Raw genomic sequence first — 21,327 nt, 5'->3', positions numbered from 1 at the left:
GGTGCAAACGGATGAACTTTCGCTAACGTCGACCCGTGAAGACCGACGCGACGCCCTCCCCCGCCCCCCGTCCCGTCCGCGGCACCCGACCTGCCACACCGCCGAGGTCGACGTCACCGCAGACGCCACTGGGCCGGATCCCGGTGCAGGACGTGCGGCCGTGCGTCGACAACGGCACGCGTCCGGCCAAATCCGTTGTCGGGGAAGCGTTCCCGATCACCGCGACGGTCTTCCGCGAGGGCCACGACGCGGTCAACGCCACCGCCGTGCTCGTCGCCGCCGATGGCACGCGGCACGCGCACCGGATGGACTGCGTCAATCCCGGGATGAGCCACTGGGAGAGCGAGGTCAGCGCGGACGCACCCGGCGTGTGGACTTATCACGTCGAGGGCTGGTCCGACCCCTACGCGACCTGGCGCCACGACGCGACGATCAAGGTCCACGCGGACATCGACACCGAGCTCATGCTCGAAGAGGGTGCGCGCGTCCTCGAACGCGCCCTCGCCGAGGTCGACCGGCCCACCGAGGGCCGCGCCCTCCTCGAGAAGGCCGTCACCGGGCTGCGCGCCACGGCGGACGCCCCCTTCGTCCGCCTCGGCGCGGGCACGGACGGCGCCGTCGCCGGCGAACTCACCGAGCGACCGCTGCGCGATCACGTCACCTCGAGTCCCGACCTGCCGCTGCTCGTCGAGCGCGAGCTCGCCCTCAGCGGCGCCTGGTACGAGTTCTTCCCGCGGTCCGAGGGCGCCCACATCGACGAGGCCACCCAGCGCTGGGTCTCCGGGACGTTCGCGACCGCGGCCGAGCGGCTCGACGCCGTCGCGGCGATGGGCTTCGACGTCATCTACCTCACCCCGATCCACCCCATCGGCACGACCGCTCGCAAGGGTCCGAACAACACCCTCAACGCCGGCCCGCTCGACCCCGGCAGCCCGTATGCGATCGGCTCCCCCGACGGCGGGCACGACGCCATCCACCCCGACCTCGGCACGTTCGACGACTTCGACGCCTTCGTGGCGCGCGCCGGCGAGCTCGGCCTCGAGGTGGCGTTGGACATCGCGCTGCAGTGCTCCCCCGACCACCCGTGGGTCACCGAGCACCCCGAGTTCTTCACGACCCGCGCCGACGGCACCATCGCCTACGCCGAGAACCCGCCGAAGAAGTATCAGGACATCTACCCGGTCAACTTCGACAACGCCCCGGCGGCGGCCTACGCCGAGGTCCGGCGCGTCATCCAGGTGTGGCTCGACCACGGCATCCGGATCTTCCGCGTCGACAACCCGCACACCAAGCCCGTCGAGTTCTGGCAGTGGCTCATCCAGGACGTCGCCCGCGAGCACCCCGAGACGATCTGGCTCTCGGAGGCCTTCACCCAGCCGGCCATGATGCACACCCTGGCGAAGGTGGGCTTCCAGCAGTCGTACACGTACTACGCGTGGCGCAACACGCCGGCCGAGCTGACGGAGTACGTCACCGAGCTCGCCGGCGACGCCGCCGCCTACATGCGGCCCTCCTTCTGGCCGACGACGCACGACATCCTCACGCCGTACATGCAGTTCGGTGGCCCGGCGGCGTGGAAGGTGCGCGCGGCCCTGGCCGCCACGCTCGTCCCGACCTACGGCATCTACGCGGGCTACGAGCTCATGGAGCACGTGGCGCGCCCCGGCGCCGAGGAGCAGATCGACAACGAGAAGTACGCCTACACCGATCGTCGCTGGGCCGACTACGAGGCCGGCGGGCCGAAGGAGGGGCAGTCGCTGGCCGGGTGGCTCACGATGCTCAACACGATCCGCCGCGAGCACCCTGCGCTACAGCGGCTGCGCAACATCTCCTTCCACCACGTCGACGACGCGAACCTGCTCGCCTTCTCCAAGCGCCGGGTCCTGCCCGACGGCGGCGAGGACGTCGTGCTCGTCGTGGCCAACCTCGACCCGCACAGCACGCGTGAGTCGACCGTCCGGCTCGACATGCCGGCCCTCGGGCTCGACCACCACGACCGCTTCAGCGCCCACGACCTCGTCACCGGCGAGACGTGGGACTGGGGCCAGGAGAACTACGTCCGGGTCGGTGTCGGCACCGAACCGGTCCACATCGTCCACGTCGGGAGGTACTGATGCAGGGTCTGAACCTCAACCAGCCGGGACTCAAGCACGACCCCCAGTGGTATCGGAAGGCGGTGTTCTACGAGGTCCTCGTCCGCGCCTTCGGCGACAGCAACGGCACGGGCGCCGGTGACTTCACCGGCCTGATCAACCGGCTCGACTACCTGCAGTGGCTCGGCGTCGACTGCCTGTGGATCCCGCCCTTCTACGCCTCCCCGCTGCGCGACGGCGGCTACGACATCGCCGACTACACGGCGATCCTGCCGGAGTTCGGGACCCTGCCCGACTTCACCGAGCTCGTCTCCCAGGCGCACGCCCGCGGCATCCGGATCATCACCGACTTCGTCATGAACCACACGAGTGATCAGCACCCGTGGTTCCAAGCCTCGCGCAGCGACCCGGACGGCCCGTACGGCGACTTCTACGTGTGGTCCGACACCGACGAGCGCTACCCCGACGCACGGATCATCTTCGTCGACACGGAGACGTCCAACTGGTCGTTCGACCCGATCCGTCGCCAGTTCTACTGGCACCGCTTCTTCTCCCACCAGCCCGACCTCAACTTCGAGAACCCGGCCGTCCACGAGGCGATGTTCGACATCGTCCGGTTCTGGATGGACATGGGCATCGACGGTTTCCGGCTCGACGCGGTGCCCTACCTCTACGAGGAGGACGGCCACAACGGGGAGAACCACCCGCGCACCCACGAGTTCCTCGCCCAACTGCGCAAGCTCGTCGACGAGGAGTACCCCGGCCGCATCCTGCTGGCCGAGGCGAACCAGATGCCGCACGAGGTCGTCGACTACTTCGGGACGCCCGAGGCGCCCGAGTGCCAGATGTGCTTCCACTTCCCCGTCATGCCGCGCCTCTACTACGCGCTGCGCGAGGAGAAGGCGGCCTCGATCGTCGACGTCCTCGCGGACACCCCGGACATCCCGCCGGGCGCCCAGTGGGGCACCTTCCTGCGCAACCACGACGAGCTGACCCTCGAGATGGTCTCGCCGGACGAGCGCGCCGCCATGTACGGCTGGTACGCCCCGGACCCCCGGATGCGCGCCAATGTCGGCATCCGGCGGCGGCTGGCTCCCCTCCTCGACAACAGCCGGGCCGAGATCGAACTCATCCACGCGCTGCTGCTCTCCCTGCCGGGGTCCCCGTGCCTCTACTACGGCGACGAGATCGGCATGGGCGACAACATCTGGCTCAACGATCGCGACTCCGTGCGCACGCCGATGCAATGGACCCCGGACCGCAATGCGGGCTTCTCGGGCAGTGACCCGGGCAAGCTCTATCTGCCGGTCGTCACCTCGCTCGTGCACCACTACAACAACGTCAACGTCGAGGCCCACATGGCCAGCGGGTCCTCGCTGCTGCAGTGGGTGCGGGCCATGCTCGCGGTCCGCAAGCGGCACCCCGCCTTCGGCCTGGGTGACTACGTCAACGCGACGTGCGCCAACGACGCGGTCCTCGCCTTCACCCGCTCCGCCGTGCGGGACGAGAACGACGAGGACAGCATCGACGAGTCGATCCTGTGCATCAACAACCTCTCCTCGCGTCCGCAGGCGACCGTCATCCAGTTGCCCGAGCAGTTCGCCGGGTGCCAGGCCATCGACCTCTTCGGCGGCAGTGGCTTCCCCACGGTGGACGAGGACGGGCGGCTGTCGGTCATGCTCGGATCCCGCGACTTCTACTGGCTGCAGCTCGCGGGGGCGACCTCCCGTGGCTGAGATCCACGAGGCGACGCTCACGCCGTCCAAGCTCGAACTGCTGCCGGAGTGGCTGGCCCGCCAGCGCTGGTACACGGCCAAGGGCCGGCTGCCGACGCTGCGGCTGCTCGGCCGTTGGCGCCTCGACGACCCGGCCGGCGAGGTCGGCATCGAGACCCTCATCGTGCTCGACGAGGGCGCCCAACACGTCACCGGTCACGTCAGCGCCCGCGAGCGCCACCGCGGCGAGACGGGCACCCACGACCGGGCGAAGGGGGCCGGCACCGTCTATCAGGTGCCGCTCACCTATCGCGGCGCCCCGCTCAAGGGCGCCGACCACGCGCTCGTGGGCACCCTCGAGCACAGCGTGCTCGGCCGGCGCTGGGTCTACGACGCCTGCCACGACCCCGTCTACGCCGCCGAGGTGCTGCGCCTGGCGCAAGGCCTCGTCTCGGCGACGTCGAGCACGATCAGCGACACCCCCGAGCCCGAGGTCGAGGCCTCGCCGTCCACCACGTGGCCCGGTCCGATCACGCTGACGCGTTCGCGCGTCCTCACCGGCGAGCAGTCCAACACCTCGATCATCGGCACCGGCACGCTGCCCGACGGCCACGAGGTCTCGGTCGTCTGCAAGGTCTTCCGGGCCGTCGACCACGGTGACAACCCGGACGTGACGCTGCAGAGCGCCCTGACCGCCGCGGGATGCACGCGCGTCCCCGCGACGATCGGCGTCGTCTCCGGCGCATGGGAGCGACCCGACGGCGCGCGCCGCTCGCGCGGCCACCTCGTCCTCGCCCAGGAGTTCCTCACCGGGGCCGAGGACGCCTTCCGGGTGACCACCCGCACGGCCGCAGCCGGCACCCCCTTCGGCGACCGGGCCCGCGCCCTCGGCGAGGCGACCGCCGAGGTCCACGAACTCCTGGCCCGCTCGATGCCCACCGAGCCCGCACGGCCCGAGCGGGTCGACGAGGTGATCGCCTCCATGGAGGAGCGGCTCGTCGCGGCCCTCGCCGAGTCCCCGGGCCTGGCTCGACACGAGTCGGCGATCCGCCGCGTGTTCGCGCGCGTGCGCGACGTCCCGTGGCCCGCCTTCCAGCGGGTGCACGGCGACTACCACCTCGGCCAGGTCCTCGACGTCCCCGGCCGCGGATGGGTGCTCATCGACTTCGAGGGCGAGCCGCTGCGGCCGCTCGCCGAGCGCAACCGCTCGGACCAGTGCCTGCGCGACATCGCGGGCATGCTGCGGTCCTTCGACTACACGGGCGCGACCGTCGAACTCGCCCAACCCGGTCACAGCGCCGCCGAGTGGGTGGCCGACGCGCAGAGCGCCTTCCTCGACGGCTATGCGCATCGCGCCGGCCACGACCCACGCGATGACGCCACGCTGCTGACCGCGTTCCTGCTCGACAAGGCCCTCTACGAAGTGGTCTACGAAGCCCGACACCGCCCCACGTGGCTGCCGATCCCCACCCGGGCGATCGACGCACTCGTGGGCGCCGACGACAAGGACCCGCGATGACCGCTCGCACTCCCCCCGATGCCCTCCCCCAGTCGCTCTGGGCGGTGGCGAACGGTCGCCACCAACAGCCGCACGACCTGCTCGGCCAGCACCTCGAGCCCGGCGGCCTGCGCTTCCGCGTCCTGCGCCCCCTGGCCGAGGGCGTGACGGTCCTGCTCCAGGACGGCACGGAGCTGCCGCTGGAGCACGAGAGCGAAGGGGTGTGGACCGGCCTCGCGAGCACGCTCACGGCGACGGTCGACTACCGCGTGCGCACCACGTGGGCCGGCGGGATCGTCCACGACGGCGACGACCCCTATCGCTTCGCCCCCACCCTCGGCGACATCGACCTGCACCTCATCGGCGAAGGTCGCCACGAGGAACTGTGGACCGTCCTCGGGTCCCACGTGCGCCGCTACTCGGGACCGATGGGTGAGGTGACCGGCACGTCCTTCGCGGTCTGGGCGCCCCGGGCCAAGGCGGTCCACGTCGTCGGTGACTTCAACGCCTGGGACGGCCGCACCCACCCCATGCGACTGCTCGGGCAGTCGGGTGTCTGGGAGCTCTTCGTCCCGGACGTCGGCGCCGGCACGACCTACAAGTACTCCATCCGCGGCGCCGACGACATCGTCACCGCGAAGGCCGACCCGATGGCGCGGCGCACCGAGGCCCCGCCGGCGACGGGGTCCGTCGTCGAGGCGACCGAGCACGTCTGGGCCGACGACGAATGGATGACCCGTCGGCGCGAGAGCGACCCGCACACCGGACCGATGAGCGTCTACGAGGTGCACCTCGCCTCGTGGCGTCAGGGCCTGAGCTACACGGAGCTGGCCGAGCACCTCGTCAACTACGTCAGCGACCTCGGCTTCACCCACGTCGAGTTCCTCCCGGTGATGGAGCACCCCTACGGACCGTCGTGGGGCTACCAGGTGACGGGCTACTACGCCCCCACCGCGCGCTTCGGCACCCCGGACGAGTTCCGTCACCTCGTCGACCGCCTCCACCAGGCCGGCATCGGCGTCATCCTCGACTGGGTCCCGGCCCACTTCCCCAAAGACGCGTGGGCGCTGGCGCGCTTCGACGGTCTGCCGCTCTACGAGCACCCGGACCCGCGCCGTGGGGACCAGCCCGACTGGGGCACGCACATCTTCGACTTCGGTCGTCTCCAGGTGCGCAACTTCCTCGTCGCCAACGCGTCCTACTGGCTCGAGGAGTTCCACATCGACGGCCTGCGGGTCGACGCCGTCGCCTCGATGCTCTACCTCGACTACTCCCGCAAGGACGGGGAGTGGCTCCCCAACGTCCACGGCGGCCGCGAGCACCTCGAGGCCATCGGCCTGCTGCAGGAGGCGAACGCGACGGCCTACAAGCGCACTCCCGGCATCATCACCGTGGCCGAGGAGTCGACGTCGTGGCCCGGCGTCACGCAACCCACGAGCCAGGGCGGCCTCGGCTTCGGCCTGAAGTGGAACATGGGCTGGATGAACGACTCGCTGCGCTACCTCGGCGAGGACCCGGTCAACAGGCAGTACCACCACAACCTGCTGACCTTCTCGATGATGTACGCGTGGAGCGAGAACTACCTCCTGCCGATCAGCCACGACGAGGTCGTGCACGGCAAGGGGTCCCTCCTGACGAAGATCCCCGGCGAGCGCTTCGACCAGCTGGCGACGCTGCGCGCCTACCTCGCGTACATCTGGGCGCACCCGGGCAAGCAGCTCCTCTTCATGGGGTGCGAGTTCGCCCAACCCAACGAGTGGGGCGACGGGCGCTCGCTCGACTGGTGGCTGCTCGACGACCCCGCGCACTACCGGGTGCACAACCTCGTCAAGCAGCTCAACGCCACCTACCGCGACCACCCGGCCCTGTGGGCGCAGGACTCCTCCCCCGCGGGCTTCGAGTGGCTCGACGCCGATGACAACACGGGCAACACGTTCTCGTTCGTGCGTTTCGGCCGCAGCGACCGGTCCGGTGATGACGTCCTGGTCGCCGTGATCAACTTCGGCGGCTCGGAGCGGTCCGGCCATCGGATCGGGCTGCCGCGCGACGGGGCGTGGCGCGTCATCCTCGACACGTCCGGCTACGACGCGCACGGCACCCCGAGCCAGGCGGACATCGTCGTCGAGGCCGAGGCCACGCCGTGGGAGGGACAGCCGTGGTCGGCCGTCATCCACCTCCCCAAGCTCTCGACGCTCTACCTCGCCCCCGACGCGGCGGAGTCCGACGGGCCGAGTGAGATGCCCGCGCAGGAGCCCGAGGCCCCGCCGGAGGCGGCCGTGCCGGCGACGCCGGAGCCAGCGGCCACCGAGCCCACCCCGGCCGAACCCGCAACACCCACCGCAGCCCCAGCCCCGTCCACCCCCCTTCCGCAGGAGCCCGCATGACCTCGGAACGCGCCGGCACGCCGGCCCAGCCCCAGGACCTCGTCGACGTCCCCCGCCTCATCACGTCGTACTACGCGCTCACCCCCGACCCGGAGGACGTGAGCCAGCAGGTCGCCTTCGGCACCTCGGGCCACCGTGGGTCGAGCCTGAAGACGGCCTTCAACGAGGCCCACATCCTCGCGACGACCCAGGCGATCTGCGAGCACCGCCGGTCGGAGGGCACGACGGGGCCGCTCTTCCTCGGCAAGGACACCCACGGGCTGTCGGAGCCGGCCTTCACCACCGCGGTGGAGGTGCTCATCGCCAATGACGTGCACGTCGTCATCGACGCGCGCACGGAGTACACGCCGACGCCGGCCATCTCGCACGCCATCATCACGGCCAACGTGGGGCGCTCGCAGGCGGATGGTCTCGCCGACGGCATCGTCGTCACGCCGTCCCACAACCCGCCCACCGACGGCGGCTTCAAGTACAACCCGCCCCACGGCGGTCCCGCGGACAGTGATGCCACCTCCGCCATCGCCGCCCGCGCCAACGCGCTGATGGCCGGCGGGCTGACGGAGGTGCGGCGCATCCCCTTCGCGCGGGCCCTGGCACAGTGCGAGCGACGCGACCTCATGGGCGCCTATGTCGCCGACCTCCCGAACGTCCTCGACCTCGACGCCGTCCGCGAGGCCGGCGTCCGGATCGGCGCGGACCCCATGGGTGGTGCGAGCGTCGACTACTGGGCCGAGATCGCCGAGGTCCACCGCCTCGACCTGACGGTCGTCAACCCGCTGGTCGACCCGACGTGGCGCTTCATGACGCTCGACTGGGACGGCAAGATCCGGATGGACTGCTCGTCGCCGGCGGCCATGGCCTCGCTCATCGCCGCCCGCGACGACTACGACATCGCCACCGGCAACGACGCCGACAGCGACCGGCACGGCATCGTCACTCCCGACGTCGGGCTGCTCAACCCCAACCACTTCCTCGCGGTCGCGATCGGCCACCTCTTCGGCGGTGCGCGCCCGGGTTGGCCCGAGGCCGCGGCCATCGGCAAGACCCTCGTGTCGTCGTCGATGATCGACCGGGTGGCAGCCGATCTGGCTCGGCCCCTCACGGAGGTCCCCGTCGGGTTCAAATGGTTCGTCCCCGGCCTGATCGACGGCTCGTTCGGCTTCGGCGGCGAGGAGTCCGCCGGGGCGTCCTTCCTGCGCAAGGACGGGAGCACGTGGACCACCGACAAGGACGGCATGCTGCTGGCCCTGCTCGCCAGCGAGATCCTCGCCACGACGGGCAAGACCCCCAGCGAGCTCTACGGCGAACTCACCGAGCGGCACGGCGCTCCCGCCTACGCGCGGATCGACGCGCCCGCGAGCCGGGAGCAGAAGGCCGCGCTGGCCGCGCTCACCCCGGAGGGCGTGACGGCCGAGTCGCTCGCCGGCGAGCCGATCACGGCCCGCCTCACCGAGGCGCCCGGCAACGGCGCGCGCATCGGCGGCCTCAAGGTCACGACGGAGTCGGCGTGGTTCGCCGCGCGCCCGTCCGGGACCGAGGACGTCTACAAGATCTATGCCGAGTCGTTCCGCGGCCCGGAGCACCTCGCCCGCGTGCAGGAGGAGGCGAAGGAGGTCGTCGCCACCGCACTGGGCAGTTGACCAAGGACGCCGACCGCTGGCGACAGGGCACTGACCACTGGTCAGCGCCCTGTCAGCGTCTGCGGATCAGCGCGGGCGCAGCGTGCCGTACGTGACGCCGGACGTCGTCCAGGGCTTGCGCTTGGTGACGTATCGACCCGAGCCCGGAGCGTCGACCATGTAGCCGTCACCGACGTAGATGCCCATGTGGTAGGTCCGGCCGCCGGAGTTGAAGAAGATGAAATCGCCGCGGCGCAGCCAGGCGCGGGAGATCGCACGCATCGACAGCCGCTGGTCGTTGGCGGTCCGCGCAAGGGAGACGCCCTTGTTGGCGAAGACGGCCTTGGAGAACCCGGAGCAGTCGGCCCCGGTGTAGAGGCTCGTGCCGCCGTAGCGGTAGGGGGTCCGACTCACGCGTGTGACGGCGAGGTCGGCGGCCGCGTCGCGGGCCCAGGCGGACGCGGTGCGCTCCGTGGCCTGGGCGGCGGGTGCCGCGGCGATCGAGGTGGCGGTGACGCCGAGCGAGCCGGCGAGCGCGGCCGTGGCGAGGGCGGAACTGAACTTCAGGACGGGGAGGTGGGGACGCACAAGGAAGTCTTCCGACGGGGACAGGACAGGTCCACACGTCTGTCGGTGAGGACAGACACCGCCGCCGGGGGAACGTGGTGGGGCCGTGAACAGTCATCCACGATCACGGATGAGTAACGAATGGTCAAATAGTCAGTTCGTCTATGGCGCTCAGAGGGGCCATACAGTAATGACTTTTCCCCGCCATTCCGGGGCGAACGACCGGGGGTGGCGGATCTCCGCCACCCCCGGTCGATCAGGTGCCGTCCGTCCCTCTGCGACGCTGCTCAGAAGAGGGCGCTCATGAGCGCCGTGCGCGCCTTGCGGACGCGCTCGTCGTGGTTGCCGACGACCGCGAAGAGCTCGAGCAGGTGAGCCCGAACCCGCTCACGGTCCTCGTCCGCGGTCCGCACGACGAGGTCGATGAGGCGGGTGAACGCGTCGCCGATGTGTCCGCCGAGCACGTCGAGATCGGCCACGGCGAGCTGGGCGTCGACGTCGTCCGGCGCCTCGGCCGCGGCGGACCGGATGGCCTGCGGGTCGACGTCGCTCGTGCGACGCAGCAGGCCGACCTGGGCGAGCCCGATCTCGGCGTCGTGGTCCTTGGGGTTCTGCTTCAGCGCCTGGGTGTAGGCCGCGACGGCCGCATCGAGGTCGCCTCGGTCGATGGCGTCGTAGGCCTCGGCGTGGAGCGGTGGCAGCGGCGGCATCTCGTCGACCTGGGTCGCGGAGCCCAGCTCCACGCGCCCGGTCACGCCGTGCTGCACGGCGAGGGCGAGGAGCTGGTCGAGGACCCCGCGGAGCTGATCGGCGGGGATGGCACCGGCGAAGAGGGGCACCGGCTGGCCCTGCACGAGCCCCAGGGCGATCGGCAGCTGCTGTGCCTGGAGTGCCTGGAGGATGCCCGGGTTGGTGTCGGCGTTGATCTCGACGACCTGCAGACGGCCCTCGAGGCTCGCCGCGATCGTGCGCACGTCCTGGCGCAGCTGCTCACTCTCGGGAGCGCTCGCCGACCAGATGACGACGACGGCCGGGACGCGGACGGTCCCACTGACGACCTCGTTGAAGGTCGCGTCCGTCGCCTCGATGACGAGGCCGGCGGGGACGCCGGCGACGGGGCTCGTGGCAGCGCCAGCGGCCGGACCCCCTGCCGGACCTCCGGCGCCGGGGGCTGGTGCCGAGGCGGCAGGGTTCGTGGGGCCGGACAGCCGGCCGAGGTCGATCGCACCGCGGCCGAAGCCCGCTCCGGGGGTGTGCTGAGTCATGTTGTCGATTCTCCCTCATCGCCCCGTCGCGGGGCGCCACCGGGGTCGGCGTCTGCCGACCCCCTTCCGAAGGTCAGTCCGTCACCGGGTCACAGCTCACTGCGTCCAGGCGGAAGCCAACTGCTCGTGGGCACCGACGATGCGCGCGGTCCCCTTCTTCGCCGGGATGGTCATCGCCAGGGTCTCGACGTTGCGGATCTTGACGATGTCCGCGGCGCGACGCACCTTGAGCGCCTTGGCGAGGTCGTCCGGCAGGACGAATCGCTTCGTGCTCTTGCTCGACCGGATCGTGTCGTGGCGCGAGAGGCTGCCGAAGGCGAGCGCTCCCCCGTCGGCGAGACGGAAGCCGATGATCTGCTCGTCGAGCAGCAGGTGCCGCTGCCGGTAGTAGCCGAGGTCACGCAGGCTCTTGCGCTGGGCCGCGGCGTTCTTGCGGACCGCGGTGGAGAACGAGTCGCCCAGCGAGACGGTCTTGGCGAAGCTCCGCGGACGCGGCCAGCCCATGTCCTTGGCGTAGTCGCGGAAGAGGCTCTTCGGCGACCCGGCCATACCCTTGCCGTCGATCACGAGCGGGCTGCCGGAGGCGAGCTCCCCGAGGGAGGGGACGCTCGCGCCGGGTGCCATCTCGACCGAGGCGAAGAGGCGGTACGGGTTGCGGGCGTCGTCGGAGATCAGCGCGTGCAGCGACTGGACGTTCTTCTCCCGCGTCGTCACGAGGATCGCGCGGGGCCATTCGGTGCCGCGGGACACCGCGAGGACCTGGGCCTTCTCCGGCTCGGACACCTCGGCGATGGCCTTCTCGCTGGCGGACCGGTACTTCGCCCGGGCGTGCGCCTCGAGCAGTGCGGGTCCGGCGAGCGCCTTCGAGCGCGCCGACCACGATCCCTTGCCGGTGGCTTCCTGGGCCTTCTTGGCCGCCTCGAGCGCCGTGACGGCGAGGTCCTTGGCCGAGCCGGCGGGCACGGCGGCACCGGTCGTGGTCTCCGTGGGGGCGTCCTGCACCCCGACGATGGACGAGCCGAGGCCGCATCCGGTCAGCGCGAGCGCCGCCACGGCGGAGCCGGCGAAGAGTCGAACTCGGCGGCTGAGGGTGGTCGTCTGCATGGTCACTGCTCCTGATCGACGGCCACGCGGGGCGCCGGGTCGGTGTCGCGGATGGGGCGGTCGAGGCGCGCGAAGGGGCGGCCGCCTCGGAGGATGAGCCAGGCGCCGGTCCCGATCAGGGCCAAGCCGAGGAGGGTGGCCGCGAGCGCCATGGCGAACCACGACGAGCGCGTCCACGTGAGCGTCACCTCGGTGAGCTCGCCGTCGCTCGCGGCGATGACGGTCTCGGGCGCGTTCTCCTGGCGGATGACGAGCTCGGCGCTGTCCTTGCCGGTGTCGGTCCCACGCCAGAGGTCGATGCCCGCGAAGTCCGGCGCCTTGGCCTTGCCGCTGGTGACGGTGGCGGCCGACCAGCCGTCGACGTCGACCGCGGTGACGCGGGCGACCTTCGTCGTCTTGAGCACGGCCTTGGCGTCGGACGGCGAGGCCGACCCGATCCAGACCTCGCGACCGTCGGCGGCCTTCGCCGTGATGCGCACGGGGGTGTCGACGCGGTTGAGCACGGACGGCTCGATGACGACGACGCCGGCCTTGTCGGGCTTCGCGGTGAACTCCGCACTGCCGTCGCTGCCCAGGTGGGTGGCGTAGGGCAGCGCGAACCAAGCGAGCGCGAGACCGGCCAGCGCCAGGACGGCACCGACGATCTTGAGGGGGCTGGACACGGGTGGATTCCTCACTTGCCGATGGGCCCCGTCGGCACGTACTCGCCGTCGGGGCAGACATCAACTTTCGCAAAGATCCGTCAGGTCACAAAATCGTCACGGTCGTTCGACGTCGAAGTCTCCGGCCCCGGCCCGCACCCGCCGGAGCAGGTCGAAGAGCTGCGCGTGCTCGTCCGGCGTGAGGTCGCCGAGGGCGAAGTCGAGTTCCTCGAGGTCGCGGGTGACGGCCTCCATGGCCGCTCGGCCGGCCGGGGTGAGGACCGCGAAGGTGCTCCGCCCGTCGTCGGGATTGGGCACCCGCTCGACGTATCCCTGACTCGCCAGGCGCTGGATCGTGTTCGTCGCGCTCGTCGGGTGCACCATCAACCGCTCCCCGATCCGGGACATCGGCAGGCGCCCGTCCCGGCTGAAGGCGAGCAGCACGAGCGCCTCGTAGCGCGCGAAGGTCAGGCCCTGGCGCGCGGCCACGGCGTCGTAGCGCGTGATGAGCAACTGCTGGACACGCATGATCGACGTCCCCGTGGCCATCGACACGGCGTGGCTCTGCGGGCCCCAGCGCCGACGCCACAGCTGCGCGGCGCGCGCGATGGGGTCGAAGGGGAGCACGTGCGACAACCTAGTGCGGGCGGGACCAGGTCGTCAGCCGTGGTCCGCCGCGAGTCGTTCCTCGACCCGCTCCACCTTCGCCGTGAGCTGGCCGGTGTGACCGGGGCGGATGTCCGCCTTCATGACGAGCCCGACGCGGTCACCGTGCTCGGCCATGGCGTCGACGCACTGCTTGACGACGGCCATCACCTCGTCCCACTCCCCCTCGATGGTCGTGAACATCGCGTCGGTGCGGTTCGGGAGGCCGGAGGCGCGCACGATCCGGACGGCCTCCGCGACGGCCAGGGAGTAGGAGCCATCGGCGGCGGGACCGGACGGGGCAATGGAGAAGGCAAGAAGCATGCGCCCAACCTAGCGTCGCCCGTCAGGACAGCGCGGCGACGATCTCGTCGGCCGCGGTGTAGGCGTCGGTGCGGCCGTCGGCCACGTCCCCGGCGAGCACCTCGAGCCGCGCGCCGTCACGACGCACCCCCATCCGCCGCCGCACCTCGGCGACGGCGAGCGCCTCGATCTCGTCCGCGGCGCGGCGGACCCGGCGCACGCGCAACTGCCCGGTGTCCTCGAGCCAGGCGCGGTGGGCGTCGAGGCCCTCGAGCAGGTCGTCGATGCCGGTCCGGTTCAGCGCACTCGTGCGCACGACGGGCGGGCGCCACAGCCCGGGCGTCGTGCGGTCGGAGAGCTGGATCATGTGGCGCAGGTCGCGGACCGTGTTGTCCGCGCCGTCCCGGTCGGCCTTGTTGACCACGAAGACGTCGCCGATCTCGAGGATGCCCGCCTTCGCCGCCTGGATCCCGTCGCCCATGCCGGGCGCGAGCAGGACCACGGTCGTGTCGGCGAGCCCGGCCACCTCGACCTCGGACTGCCCGACGCCGACGGTCTCGACGAGGACGACGTCGCAGCCGGCCGCATCGAACACCCGGATCGCCTGAGGTGTCGACCATGACAGCCCACCGAGATGCCCGCGGGAAGCCATCGAGCGCAGGTAGACGCCGCGGTCGGTGGCGTGCTCCTCCATCCGGATCCGGTCGCCGAGCAGGGCACCGCCCGTGAAGGGGGAACTCGGGTCGACCGCGAGGACCCCGACCGTGCTGCCGCGGGCCCGCAGTGCCCCGACGAGTGCGTTGGTCGTCGTGGACTTGCCGACTCCCGGCGGACCGGTCAGCCCGATGACGTGCGCGGTGCCCGAGTGCGGCGCGAGCGCCGTCATGACCTCGCGCAGGGCGGGGTGGGCGTCCTCGACGAGGGAGATGAGGCGGGCGACGGCCCGGGGCGTCCCGGCCCTGGCGGACTCCACCAGGGCCGGGACGTCGACCGGACGGACCAAGGTCAGACCTGCGCCGGGACGCGCACGATCAGGGCGTCGCCCTGACCGCCGCCGCCGCAGAGCGCGGCCGCGCCGACGCCGCCACCGCGACGCTTCAGCTCGTGGGCCAGGGCGAGGGTGATCCTGGCCCCGGACATCCCGAGCGGGTGACCCATGGCGATGGCGCCACCGTTGGGGTTGACCTTGTCCGGGTCGATGCCGAGCTGCTTGGTCGAGGCCAGGCCGACGGCCGCGAAGGCCTCATTGATCTCGACGACGTCGAGATCGCTGGGCGCGATGCCCTCCTTGGCGCACGCCGCTGCGATGGCGTTGGCGGGCTGAGCCTGGAGCGAGGAGTCGGGGCCGGCGACGACGCCGTGGGCGCCGATCTCGGCGAGCCACGTCAGGCCGAGCTCCTCCGCCTTCGCCTTGCTCATGACGACGACGGCGGCCGCGCCGTCGGAGATCTGCGAGGCGGAGCCGGCGGTGATGGTGCCCTGCTTGGAGAAGGCGGGACGCAGGCGGCCGAGGGACTCGACGGTCGTCTCGACGCGCACGCCCTCGTCGGTGGCGAAGACGACCGGGTCGCCCTTGCGCTGCGGGATCTCGACGGGCACGACCTCGTCGGCGAAGGCGCCCGCCTCCCACGCGGCCGCGGCCTTGCGGTGGCTGGCGGCGGCGAACTCGTCCTGCTCCTCACGGGTGAAGGCGGACTCGTCGACGTTGTGCGCCTCGGTGAGCGCACCCATCGCCTGGTTGGTGATGACGTCGTGGAGACCGTCGTAGGCCATCGAGTCCTTCATGGCCACGTCGCCGTACTTGAAGCCCTCGCGGCTCTTCGGCAGCAGGTGCGGCGCGTTGGTCATGGACTCCTGACCACCGGCGACGACGATCTCGAACTCGCCGGCGCGGATGAGCTGGTCGGCCAGCGCGATGGCGTCGATGCCGGAGAGGCACACCTTGTTGACGGTCAGCGCGGGGACGTCCTTGGGGATGCCGCCCTTGATCGCGGCCTGACGGGCGGGGATCTGGCCCTCGCCGGCCGTCAGGACCTGACCCATGATCACGTAGTCGACGTCAGCGCCGGAGATGCCGGCCTTCTCGAGCGCACCCTTGATGGCGAAGCCACCGAGGTCCGAGCCGGAGAAGCCCTTGAGGGAGCCGCTCATGCGACCCATGGGGGTGCGTGCCCCCGCGACGATGACGGAAACGGGACGGTCAGACATGCGGCTGTGCCTCCAACGACGGTGATGGTCCCGCGCCGGACCGAAGGGGGTGCGCGCGGCTCCTCTTCACCTTAGCCACGGGGCCGGTGCGTCGACACCCGCCCGAGAGGTGGCATCCATCACGAGCCGCCCCGATCGAGGGGGTCCCTCACTAGCCTGACGCCATGACCGCGCAGACCACTGATCTCTTCACCCACATCGACCACGTCGGGGTGGCCGTGACCGACCTCGACGACGCCATCGCCTTCTACCGTGACGTCTACGGGATGACGCTGGCCCACGAGGAGGTCAACGAGGAACAGGGCGTACGCGAGGCGATGATGAGCGTCGGGGCCTCGGGCTCGTGCATCCAGCTCCTCGCGCCGCTGTCCCCCGCGTCGACGATCGCGAAGTTCCTCGACCGCCAGGGTCCCGGCATCCAGCAGATGGCCTACCGGGTCGCGGACATCGACGCCGTCTGCGACACCCTGCGCGAGCGCGGTCTGCGCCTCCTCTACGACACCCCCAAGCGCGGGACGAGCAACTCCCGGGTCAACTTCATCCACCCCAAGGACGCCGGCGGCATCCTCGTCGAGCTCGTCGAGCCGGCCGCGGACACCGCCCACTGACCCACCGCCGATCCACCCACTGACCCGACCGGGTCGGCGGTGACGCTCATCACCGGTGAGCAGGGTCTCACCGCCTCCCGAGTTACTTGACCCATGGGTAGGTTTCTCAGGATCCCAGCCCCCGACCCCCACCACCACGGCCGAGGAGCCATCCCATGCAGCAGATTCGCGACGCCATCCTCTCCGGCGACCGCAGCGAGGCGACGTACGCCGGCCTCGCCATCCCGCAGACCTACCGCGCCACCACGGTCCACAAGGACGAGGTCGGCATGTTCGAGGGCCTCGCCTCCCGTGACAAGGACCCCCGCCGCAGCCTCCACCTCGACGACGTCCCGGTCCCCGAGCTCGCGCCCGGTGAGGCCCTCGTGGCCGTCATGGCCAGCGCCATCAACTACAACACCGTCTGGACGTCGATCTTCGAGCCGGTGTCGACCTTCGGCTTCCTCGAGCGCTACGGCCGCACCTCCGAGTACGCCAAGCGTCACGACCTGCCGTACCACATCGTCGGCTCCGACCTGGCGGGCGTCGTCCTGCGCACCGGCCCCGGCGTGACGAAGTGGAAGCCCGGCACCGAGGTCGTGGCCCACTGTCTCTCGGTCGAGCTCGAGGACGCCGACGGCCACAACGACACGATGATGGATCCCCAGCAGCGCATCTGGGGCTTCGAGACGAACTTCGGCGGTCTGGCCGAGCTCGCCATCGTCAAGGCCAACCAGCTCATGCCGAAGCCGAAGCACCTGACGTGGGAGGAGTCGGCCTCCCCCGGCCTCGTGAACTCCACCGCCTACCGTCAGCTCGTCTCCAAGAACGGTGCCGCGCTCAAGCTCGGTGACCGCGTCCTCATCTGGGGCGCGTCCGGTGGCCTCGGCTCCTACGCCACGCAGATGGCTCTCGCTTCGGGTGCCGAGCCGATCTGCGTCGTCTCCTCCGCGGACAAGGCCGAGATCTGCCGGAAGATGGGCGCCTCGCTCATCATCGACCGTCGCGCCGAGGACTACCGGTTCTGGAACGAGGAGGGCACCCAGCAGAACCCGAAGGAATGGCAGCGACTCGGCAAGAAGATCCGTGAACTCACGGGCGGCCACGACGTCGACGTCGTGTTCGAGCACCCGGGTCGCGAGACCTTCGGCGCCTCGGTCTACGTCGCGCGCAAGGGCGGCACCATCGTCACCTGCGCATCGACCTCGGGCTACATGCACGAGTACGACAACCGCTACCTGTGGATGAACCTCAAGCGGATCGTCTCCAGCCACTTCGCCAACTACCGCGAAGCGTGGGAGGCCAACGAACTCATCAACCGCGGCCTCGTGCACCCGACGCTGTCGAAGACCTACACCCTCGAGGAGGTCGGTCAGGCCGCTCTCGACGTCCACCGCAACCTGCACCAGGGCAAGGTCGGCGTCCTGACGCTCGCCCCCGAGAGGGGCCTCGGCGTCAGCGACGAGGAGAAGCGCGCCCTGCACCTCGACGCTATCAACCGGTTCGCCGACGCCTGAGCGAGCGCGAGCCTGACGAAGGCGCCCGCACCGTCCTGACGGTGCGGGCGCCTTCGCGTGCCACGCCACCGTCGAGGGGTCCCAGGAACTAGGGTCGTCACGACCAAGGAGGTGGCCGGTGGGCCGAGTGTCGACGTTTGCGCGGACGCGGGTACGGGCCGCGCTCGACTACCGCGAGCGCCAGCGGGCCAGTCTGCGAGCCCGCCCGGCGCGGCCGCGGCTGCCGGCGCCCGAGGTGGACGAGCAGCTCGAGCGTGCCCTGCACGCCGATGCCGAAGGCGGCGTCCCCGCACCCGGGCCAGCGGGGACAGCGCGTGGCTACGGCCCGCTGGGGCGCCCGCTCAACAAGCACTCCCCCTTCTACATCGGCTTCTTCGGCGGTGTCGGCGCCCTGCTCGCCATCACGCTGTGGAACAGCATCGGTCGGCTCACGACGACGCTGACGATCCTCGTCGTCGCCTTCTTCCTCACCCTGGCCCTCAACCCGCTCGTCGAGTGGTTCACCCGGCGCGGCTGGCCCCGCTCCGGCGGTGTGGCGGTCGTCTTCGGCGGCCTGCTCCTCTTCTTCGTGCTGCTCGGGCTCGTCGTCGTGCCGCCGGTCGTCTCCCAGGGCACCGACCTCGCGCAGAGCGCGCCGACGTACCTGCAGCGGGTGCTCGACAGCGACTGGGTGCAGCGGCTCGATCGCGACTACGACGCGCTGCACCGAGCGCAGGCGGAGTTCGAGCAGACCATCACCGACGGGTCCTTCGCCCAGCGCGTCCTCGGAGGCGTCCTCGGCGCGAGCAAGGCCGTGGCGACGGGCACCTTCCAGTCGCTGACCGTCCTCGTCCTGACGCTGTACTTCCTCGCCTCCTTCCCGCAGGTGAAGCAGGCCGCCTTCGAGCTCGTGCCGGCCTCGCGCCGGCCTCGGTTCGTCCTCCTCAGCGAGGAGATCATGCGTCGCACCGGCTCCTACGCGATCGGGCAGGCCGCGGTGGCGATGATCAACGCTCTCGCCAGCTACGTCGTCCTGACGATCATCGGGGTCCCCTTCCCCGCCGTGCTCGCCGTCGTCGTCGGCTTCCTGGGCCTCATCCCGCTCGTGGGTGCCACGCTCGGCGCTGTCATCGTGGGCCTCGTGGCCTTCTTCAACGAGCCGAAGGACGCCATCACCGTCGGCATCTACTACCTCGTCTACCAGCAGATCGAGAACTACGTCATCGCCCCGCGGATCATGCAGCGCACGGTGTCGGTGCCGGGCGCGCTGACCGTCGTCGCGGCCCTAGCCGGCGGCACCCTGCTCGGCGTGCTCGGCGCCCTCCTGGCCATCCCCGTGGCCGCGGGCCTGCTGCTCATCTACGACGAGGTCGTCGTCCCGCGCCAGCGGAGCAGCTGACGCATCTCGACGCCATCCGCCGCGAGGCTCGCCTCAGAGCACCGAGCCGGGGGTGTGCACGCCGTCGCGTCGATCCCAGCACGGGTTGTGCCAGTGCCGTCGTTCCTCGATGCCGGTGATGCCCTCGGCCGGCCAGACGACGACGTGCGGCGTGCCCGGGACGATCTCGTGCTGGCAGCCCGGGCAGCGATAGGTCCGCTCCGAGCTGGCGCCGGTGAGGCGGCGGACGTTGAAGGCGCGTCCGCGGAAGGTCGCCCGCTGGGTGAGGCCGCCGAGCGCCCGATCGACGCTCAGGGGTCGACTCTCGGGGCGACGACGGTTCGAGCGGGCCATGGCCTCATTCTGTCACCGGCTGACACGAGCGAAGCCCGGGCCGACGTGGTCGGCCCGGGCTTCTCACCTCCCCCGAGGCTTGGAGAAGCGCCCCCTCCTGCGCTTCTCACCACCTAAGACGCCGATGGGGGGTGATCCGGTTGCGTGCGTTCCGAAAAAAAGTTCGTGGCCCGGTTCAGCCGTGGTCGCGGAAGCCCCGGCCGGTCTTCCGACCGAGATGCCCCGCGGCGACGAGGTCGACGAGCATCCGCGCCGGCGTGAATCCCTCGTGGCCGAACTCGGCGAGCAGCTCGCGCTGGATCGCGAGGGAGACGTCGAGGCCGACGACGTCGAGGAGGGCGAAGGGCCCCATCGGGTAGCCGTGGTGCTCCGTGATGGCGGCGTCGACCTCGTCGATCGTGGCCGCCCCGGACTCCACGAGCTTCACCGCGTCGTTGAGGTAGGGGAAGAGGAGTGCGTTGACGATGAAGCCCGAGCGGTCGGAGCAGCTCACCGCGACCTTGTTCGTGCGCCGGCACAGGTCCGCCACCGTGGCCAGGACGTCGGCCGCGGTCTCGTCGGTGCGGACGATCTCGACGAGCTTCATCACCGGCGCCGGGTTGAAGAAGTGCATGCCGACGACGTCCTGAGCGCGCGTGGTGACGGCCGCGAGCTCCGCAATGGGCAGGGAGCTCGTCGTCGTCGCGAGGATCGTGCCCGGCGCCGTGACGCGGTCGAGGTCGCGGAAGAGCTCCTGCTTGACGCTCAACTCCTCGGCGATGGCCTCGACGACGAGGTCGACGTCGGCCAGGGCCTCACGCGAGGTGGCCAGCGTCAGGCGAGCGAGGACGGCGTCGGCCTCCGCCTGCGTGGTGCGCCCGCGCTGGACCGCCTTCGCCAGGGACGTGCCGATCCGCGCGGTGACGGCCTCGACCTTGTCGGCGGAGCGACCCACGACGGTGACGGGCCAGCCGGCCTTCGCGAAGACCTCGGCGATGCCGGACGCCATGGTGCCGGTCCCGACGACCCCCACGGTCGCCACGTTCCGCAGTTCGACACCCTCGGGCACGCCGCCGGATGGGGTGAGGTCGTCCGCGACGACCTCGTCCGCGCCGGGAGCTGCGTAGGTGTAGAAGCCGGCGCCCGCCTCGCGGCCGCTCCGACCTTCGTCGATCAGCTGGTCGAGCAGCGGGCGCGGTGCGTGCAGCGGGTCGCCGGAGGCGGCGTGCACGGCGGCGAGCTCGTCCCGGACGGAGGTCAGCCCCAGCGCGTCGACGCGCGCCAGCGGCCCGACCGGCAGACCGCAACCGAAGATCATCCCGTTGTCGATGCCCTCACGCGAGGCGTAGCCCGCCTCGTACATCGACACGGCGTGGTTGAGGTAGGGCAGGACGAGGACGTCGGCCAGCCGGGCGGCGGCGTTCCCCGCCTCGGTTTCGGTGGCGGAGGGGACGTCGGCGGACAGGTCGGTTGCAGAAGTGGCTCCCATTC

The 21,327-nt window shown here is 71.0% G+C and carries 18 protein-coding genes; 8 read left to right on the top strand and 10 right to left on the bottom strand.

Annotated elements, in window-relative coordinates; translation table 11 throughout:
* Positions 1 to 35: 35 nt before the first annotated feature.
* From ACQBAS_RS03730 to pgm, 5 genes are read left to right on the top strand one after another with little or no spacing between them, the layout of a single operon-like run.
* On the top strand, positions 36 to 2,114 hold the full coding sequence (locus ACQBAS_RS03730; protein ID WP_427385044.1) for a maltotransferase domain-containing protein: 2,079 nt from the start codon (positions 36 to 38) through the stop codon (positions 2,112 to 2,114).
* Positions 2,114 to 3,829, top strand: coding sequence for a maltose alpha-D-glucosyltransferase (treS, locus tag ACQBAS_RS03725; RefSeq protein WP_427385043.1), 1,716 nt, complete (start codon positions 2,114 to 2,116; stop codon positions 3,827 to 3,829). The genes ACQBAS_RS03730 and treS overlap by 1 nt, the downstream gene beginning before the upstream one ends.
* Entirely contained in the window at positions 3,822 to 5,327 is a 1,506-nt protein-coding gene (locus ACQBAS_RS03720; protein ID WP_427385042.1) for a maltokinase N-terminal cap-like domain-containing protein, read from the top strand. Before treS ends, ACQBAS_RS03720 begins: the two co-directional genes overlap by 8 nt.
* The gene (gene glgB / locus ACQBAS_RS03715; protein ID WP_427385041.1) at positions 5,324 to 7,690 is read left to right on the top strand and encodes a 1,4-alpha-glucan branching protein GlgB; all 2,367 of its coding nucleotides are present in this window, start codon (positions 5,324 to 5,326) and stop codon (positions 7,688 to 7,690) included. The genes ACQBAS_RS03720 and glgB overlap by 4 nt, the downstream gene beginning before the upstream one ends.
* Positions 7,687 to 9,330 carry a phosphoglucomutase (alpha-D-glucose-1,6-bisphosphate-dependent) gene (gene pgm, locus ACQBAS_RS03710; RefSeq protein ID WP_427385040.1) on the top strand — a complete coding sequence of 548 codons (1,644 nt, stop codon included), beginning with the start codon at positions 7,687 to 7,689 and terminating at the stop codon, positions 9,328 to 9,330. The genes glgB and pgm overlap by 4 nt, the downstream gene beginning before the upstream one ends.
* 66 nt (positions 9,331 to 9,396) lie before the next feature.
* Here the strand turns inward: pgm and ACQBAS_RS03705 are convergent, their stop codons facing one another.
* The 8 genes from ACQBAS_RS03705 to ACQBAS_RS03670 all read right to left on the bottom strand — a co-directional run bounded on the left by ACQBAS_RS03705 (position 9,397) and on the right by ACQBAS_RS03670 (position 16,042).
* Positions 9,397 to 9,897, bottom strand: a complete 501-nt coding sequence (locus ACQBAS_RS03705) for a C40 family peptidase (protein ID WP_427385039.1) — start codon at positions 9,895 to 9,897, stop codon at positions 9,397 to 9,399.
* A gap of 266 nt (positions 9,898 to 10,163) precedes the next feature.
* Positions 10,164 to 11,141, bottom strand: coding sequence for a tetratricopeptide repeat protein (locus ACQBAS_RS03700; RefSeq protein WP_427385038.1), 978 nt, complete (start codon positions 11,139 to 11,141; stop codon positions 10,164 to 10,166).
* A gap of 96 nt (positions 11,142 to 11,237) precedes the next feature.
* On the bottom strand, positions 11,238 to 12,245 hold the full coding sequence (locus tag ACQBAS_RS03695; RefSeq protein ID WP_427385037.1) for a hypothetical protein: 1,008 nt from the start codon (positions 12,243 to 12,245) through the stop codon (positions 11,238 to 11,240).
* A 2-nt stretch (positions 12,246 to 12,247) separates the two neighbouring features.
* Entirely contained in the window at positions 12,248 to 12,907 is a 660-nt protein-coding gene (locus ACQBAS_RS03690; protein ID WP_427385036.1) for a hypothetical protein, read from the bottom strand.
* A 96-nt stretch (positions 12,908 to 13,003) separates the two neighbouring features.
* A complete protein-coding gene (locus ACQBAS_RS03685) occupies positions 13,004 to 13,513 on the bottom strand; it encodes a MarR family winged helix-turn-helix transcriptional regulator (RefSeq protein ID WP_427385035.1) in 510 nt (169 codons plus the stop codon).
* A gap of 33 nt (positions 13,514 to 13,546) precedes the next feature.
* Positions 13,547 to 13,855, bottom strand: coding sequence for a thiamine-binding protein (locus ACQBAS_RS03680; RefSeq protein WP_427385034.1), 309 nt, complete (start codon positions 13,853 to 13,855; stop codon positions 13,547 to 13,549).
* Between the two features lie 22 nt (positions 13,856 to 13,877).
* Positions 13,878 to 14,837 (bottom strand): methylmalonyl Co-A mutase-associated GTPase MeaB, encoded by a 960-nt coding sequence (gene meaB / locus ACQBAS_RS03675; protein WP_427385033.1) that lies wholly within the window; start codon positions 14,835 to 14,837, stop codon positions 13,878 to 13,880.
* A gap of 2 nt (positions 14,838 to 14,839) precedes the next feature.
* Entirely contained in the window at positions 14,840 to 16,042 is a 1,203-nt protein-coding gene (locus tag ACQBAS_RS03670) for an acetyl-CoA C-acetyltransferase (protein WP_427385032.1), read from the bottom strand.
* A 164-nt stretch (positions 16,043 to 16,206) separates the two neighbouring features.
* On the opposite strand from ACQBAS_RS03670, the gene mce reads away from it, so the two are divergent.
* The 3 genes from mce to ACQBAS_RS03655 all read left to right on the top strand — a co-directional run bounded on the left by mce (position 16,207) and on the right by ACQBAS_RS03655 (position 19,524).
* On the top strand, positions 16,207 to 16,650 hold the full coding sequence (mce, locus tag ACQBAS_RS03665; protein WP_427385031.1) for a methylmalonyl-CoA epimerase: 444 nt from the start codon (positions 16,207 to 16,209) through the stop codon (positions 16,648 to 16,650).
* A 155-nt stretch (positions 16,651 to 16,805) separates the two neighbouring features.
* The gene (ccrA, locus tag ACQBAS_RS03660; protein ID WP_427385030.1) at positions 16,806 to 18,146 is read left to right on the top strand and encodes a crotonyl-CoA carboxylase/reductase; all 1,341 of its coding nucleotides are present in this window, start codon (positions 16,806 to 16,808) and stop codon (positions 18,144 to 18,146) included.
* Positions 18,147 to 18,264: 118 nt separating this feature from the next.
* Positions 18,265 to 19,524: an AI-2E family transporter gene (locus ACQBAS_RS03655; RefSeq protein ID WP_427385029.1), complete on the top strand. Its 1,260-nt coding sequence runs from the start codon at positions 18,265 to 18,267 to the stop codon at positions 19,522 to 19,524.
* Between the two features lie 33 nt (positions 19,525 to 19,557).
* On the opposite strand, the gene ACQBAS_RS03650 is transcribed toward ACQBAS_RS03655, so the two are convergent.
* Both ACQBAS_RS03650 and ACQBAS_RS03645 read right to left on the bottom strand, forming a co-directional pair.
* Positions 19,558 to 19,857, bottom strand: coding sequence for a hypothetical protein (locus ACQBAS_RS03650; protein WP_427385028.1), 300 nt, complete (start codon positions 19,855 to 19,857; stop codon positions 19,558 to 19,560).
* Between the two features lie 175 nt (positions 19,858 to 20,032).
* Positions 20,033 to 21,325, bottom strand: coding sequence for a 3-hydroxyacyl-CoA dehydrogenase NAD-binding domain-containing protein (locus tag ACQBAS_RS03645; protein ID WP_427385027.1), 1,293 nt, complete (start codon positions 21,323 to 21,325; stop codon positions 20,033 to 20,035).
* Between the last annotated feature and the right edge of the window lie 2 nt (positions 21,326 to 21,327).

It is taken from the genome of Janibacter zhaoxuefangae (assembly GCF_050271985.1).
In the GTDB taxonomy this organism is placed as follows: Bacteria; Actinomycetota; Actinomycetes; order Actinomycetales; family Dermatophilaceae.
Note: the sequence above shows the minus strand (reverse complement) of the source record. Positions and strands in the feature narration are given on the sequence as shown.

What these genes read in the sequence shown, in the direction of transcription:
- treS (WP_427385043.1), top strand. Translation starts at nt 2,114, where the DNA reads ATGCAGGGTCTGAACCTCAACCAGCCGGGACTCAAGCACGACCCCCAG.
- glgB (WP_427385041.1), top strand. Translation starts at nt 5,324, where the DNA reads ATGACCGCTCGCACTCCCCCCGATGCCCTCCCCCAGTCGCTCTGGGCG.
- pgm (WP_427385040.1), top strand. Translation starts at nt 7,687, where the DNA reads ATGACCTCGGAACGCGCCGGCACGCCGGCCCAGCCCCAGGACCTCGTC.
- ACQBAS_RS03700 (WP_427385038.1), bottom strand. Translation starts at nt 11,141, where the DNA reads ATGACTCAGCACACCCCCGGAGCGGGCTTCGGCCGCGGTGCGATCGAC.
- ACQBAS_RS03695 (WP_427385037.1), bottom strand. Translation starts at nt 12,245, where the DNA reads ATGCAGACGACCACCCTCAGCCGCCGAGTTCGACTCTTCGCCGGCTCC.
- ACQBAS_RS03680 (WP_427385034.1), bottom strand. Translation starts at nt 13,855, where the DNA reads ATGCTTCTTGCCTTCTCCATTGCCCCGTCCGGTCCCGCCGCCGATGGC.
- ACQBAS_RS03670 (WP_427385032.1), bottom strand. Translation starts at nt 16,042, where the DNA reads ATGTCTGACCGTCCCGTTTCCGTCATCGTCGCGGGGGCACGCACCCCC.
- mce (WP_427385031.1), top strand. Translation starts at nt 16,207, where the DNA reads ATGACCGCGCAGACCACTGATCTCTTCACCCACATCGACCACGTCGGG.
- ccrA (WP_427385030.1), top strand. Translation starts at nt 16,806, where the DNA reads ATGCAGCAGATTCGCGACGCCATCCTCTCCGGCGACCGCAGCGAGGCG.
- ACQBAS_RS03650 (WP_427385028.1), bottom strand. Translation starts at nt 19,857, where the DNA reads ATGGCCCGCTCGAACCGTCGTCGCCCCGAGAGTCGACCCCTGAGCGTC.
- ACQBAS_RS03645 (WP_427385027.1), bottom strand. Translation starts at nt 21,325, where the DNA reads ATGGGAGCCACTTCTGCAACCGACCTGTCCGCCGACGTCCCCTCCGCC.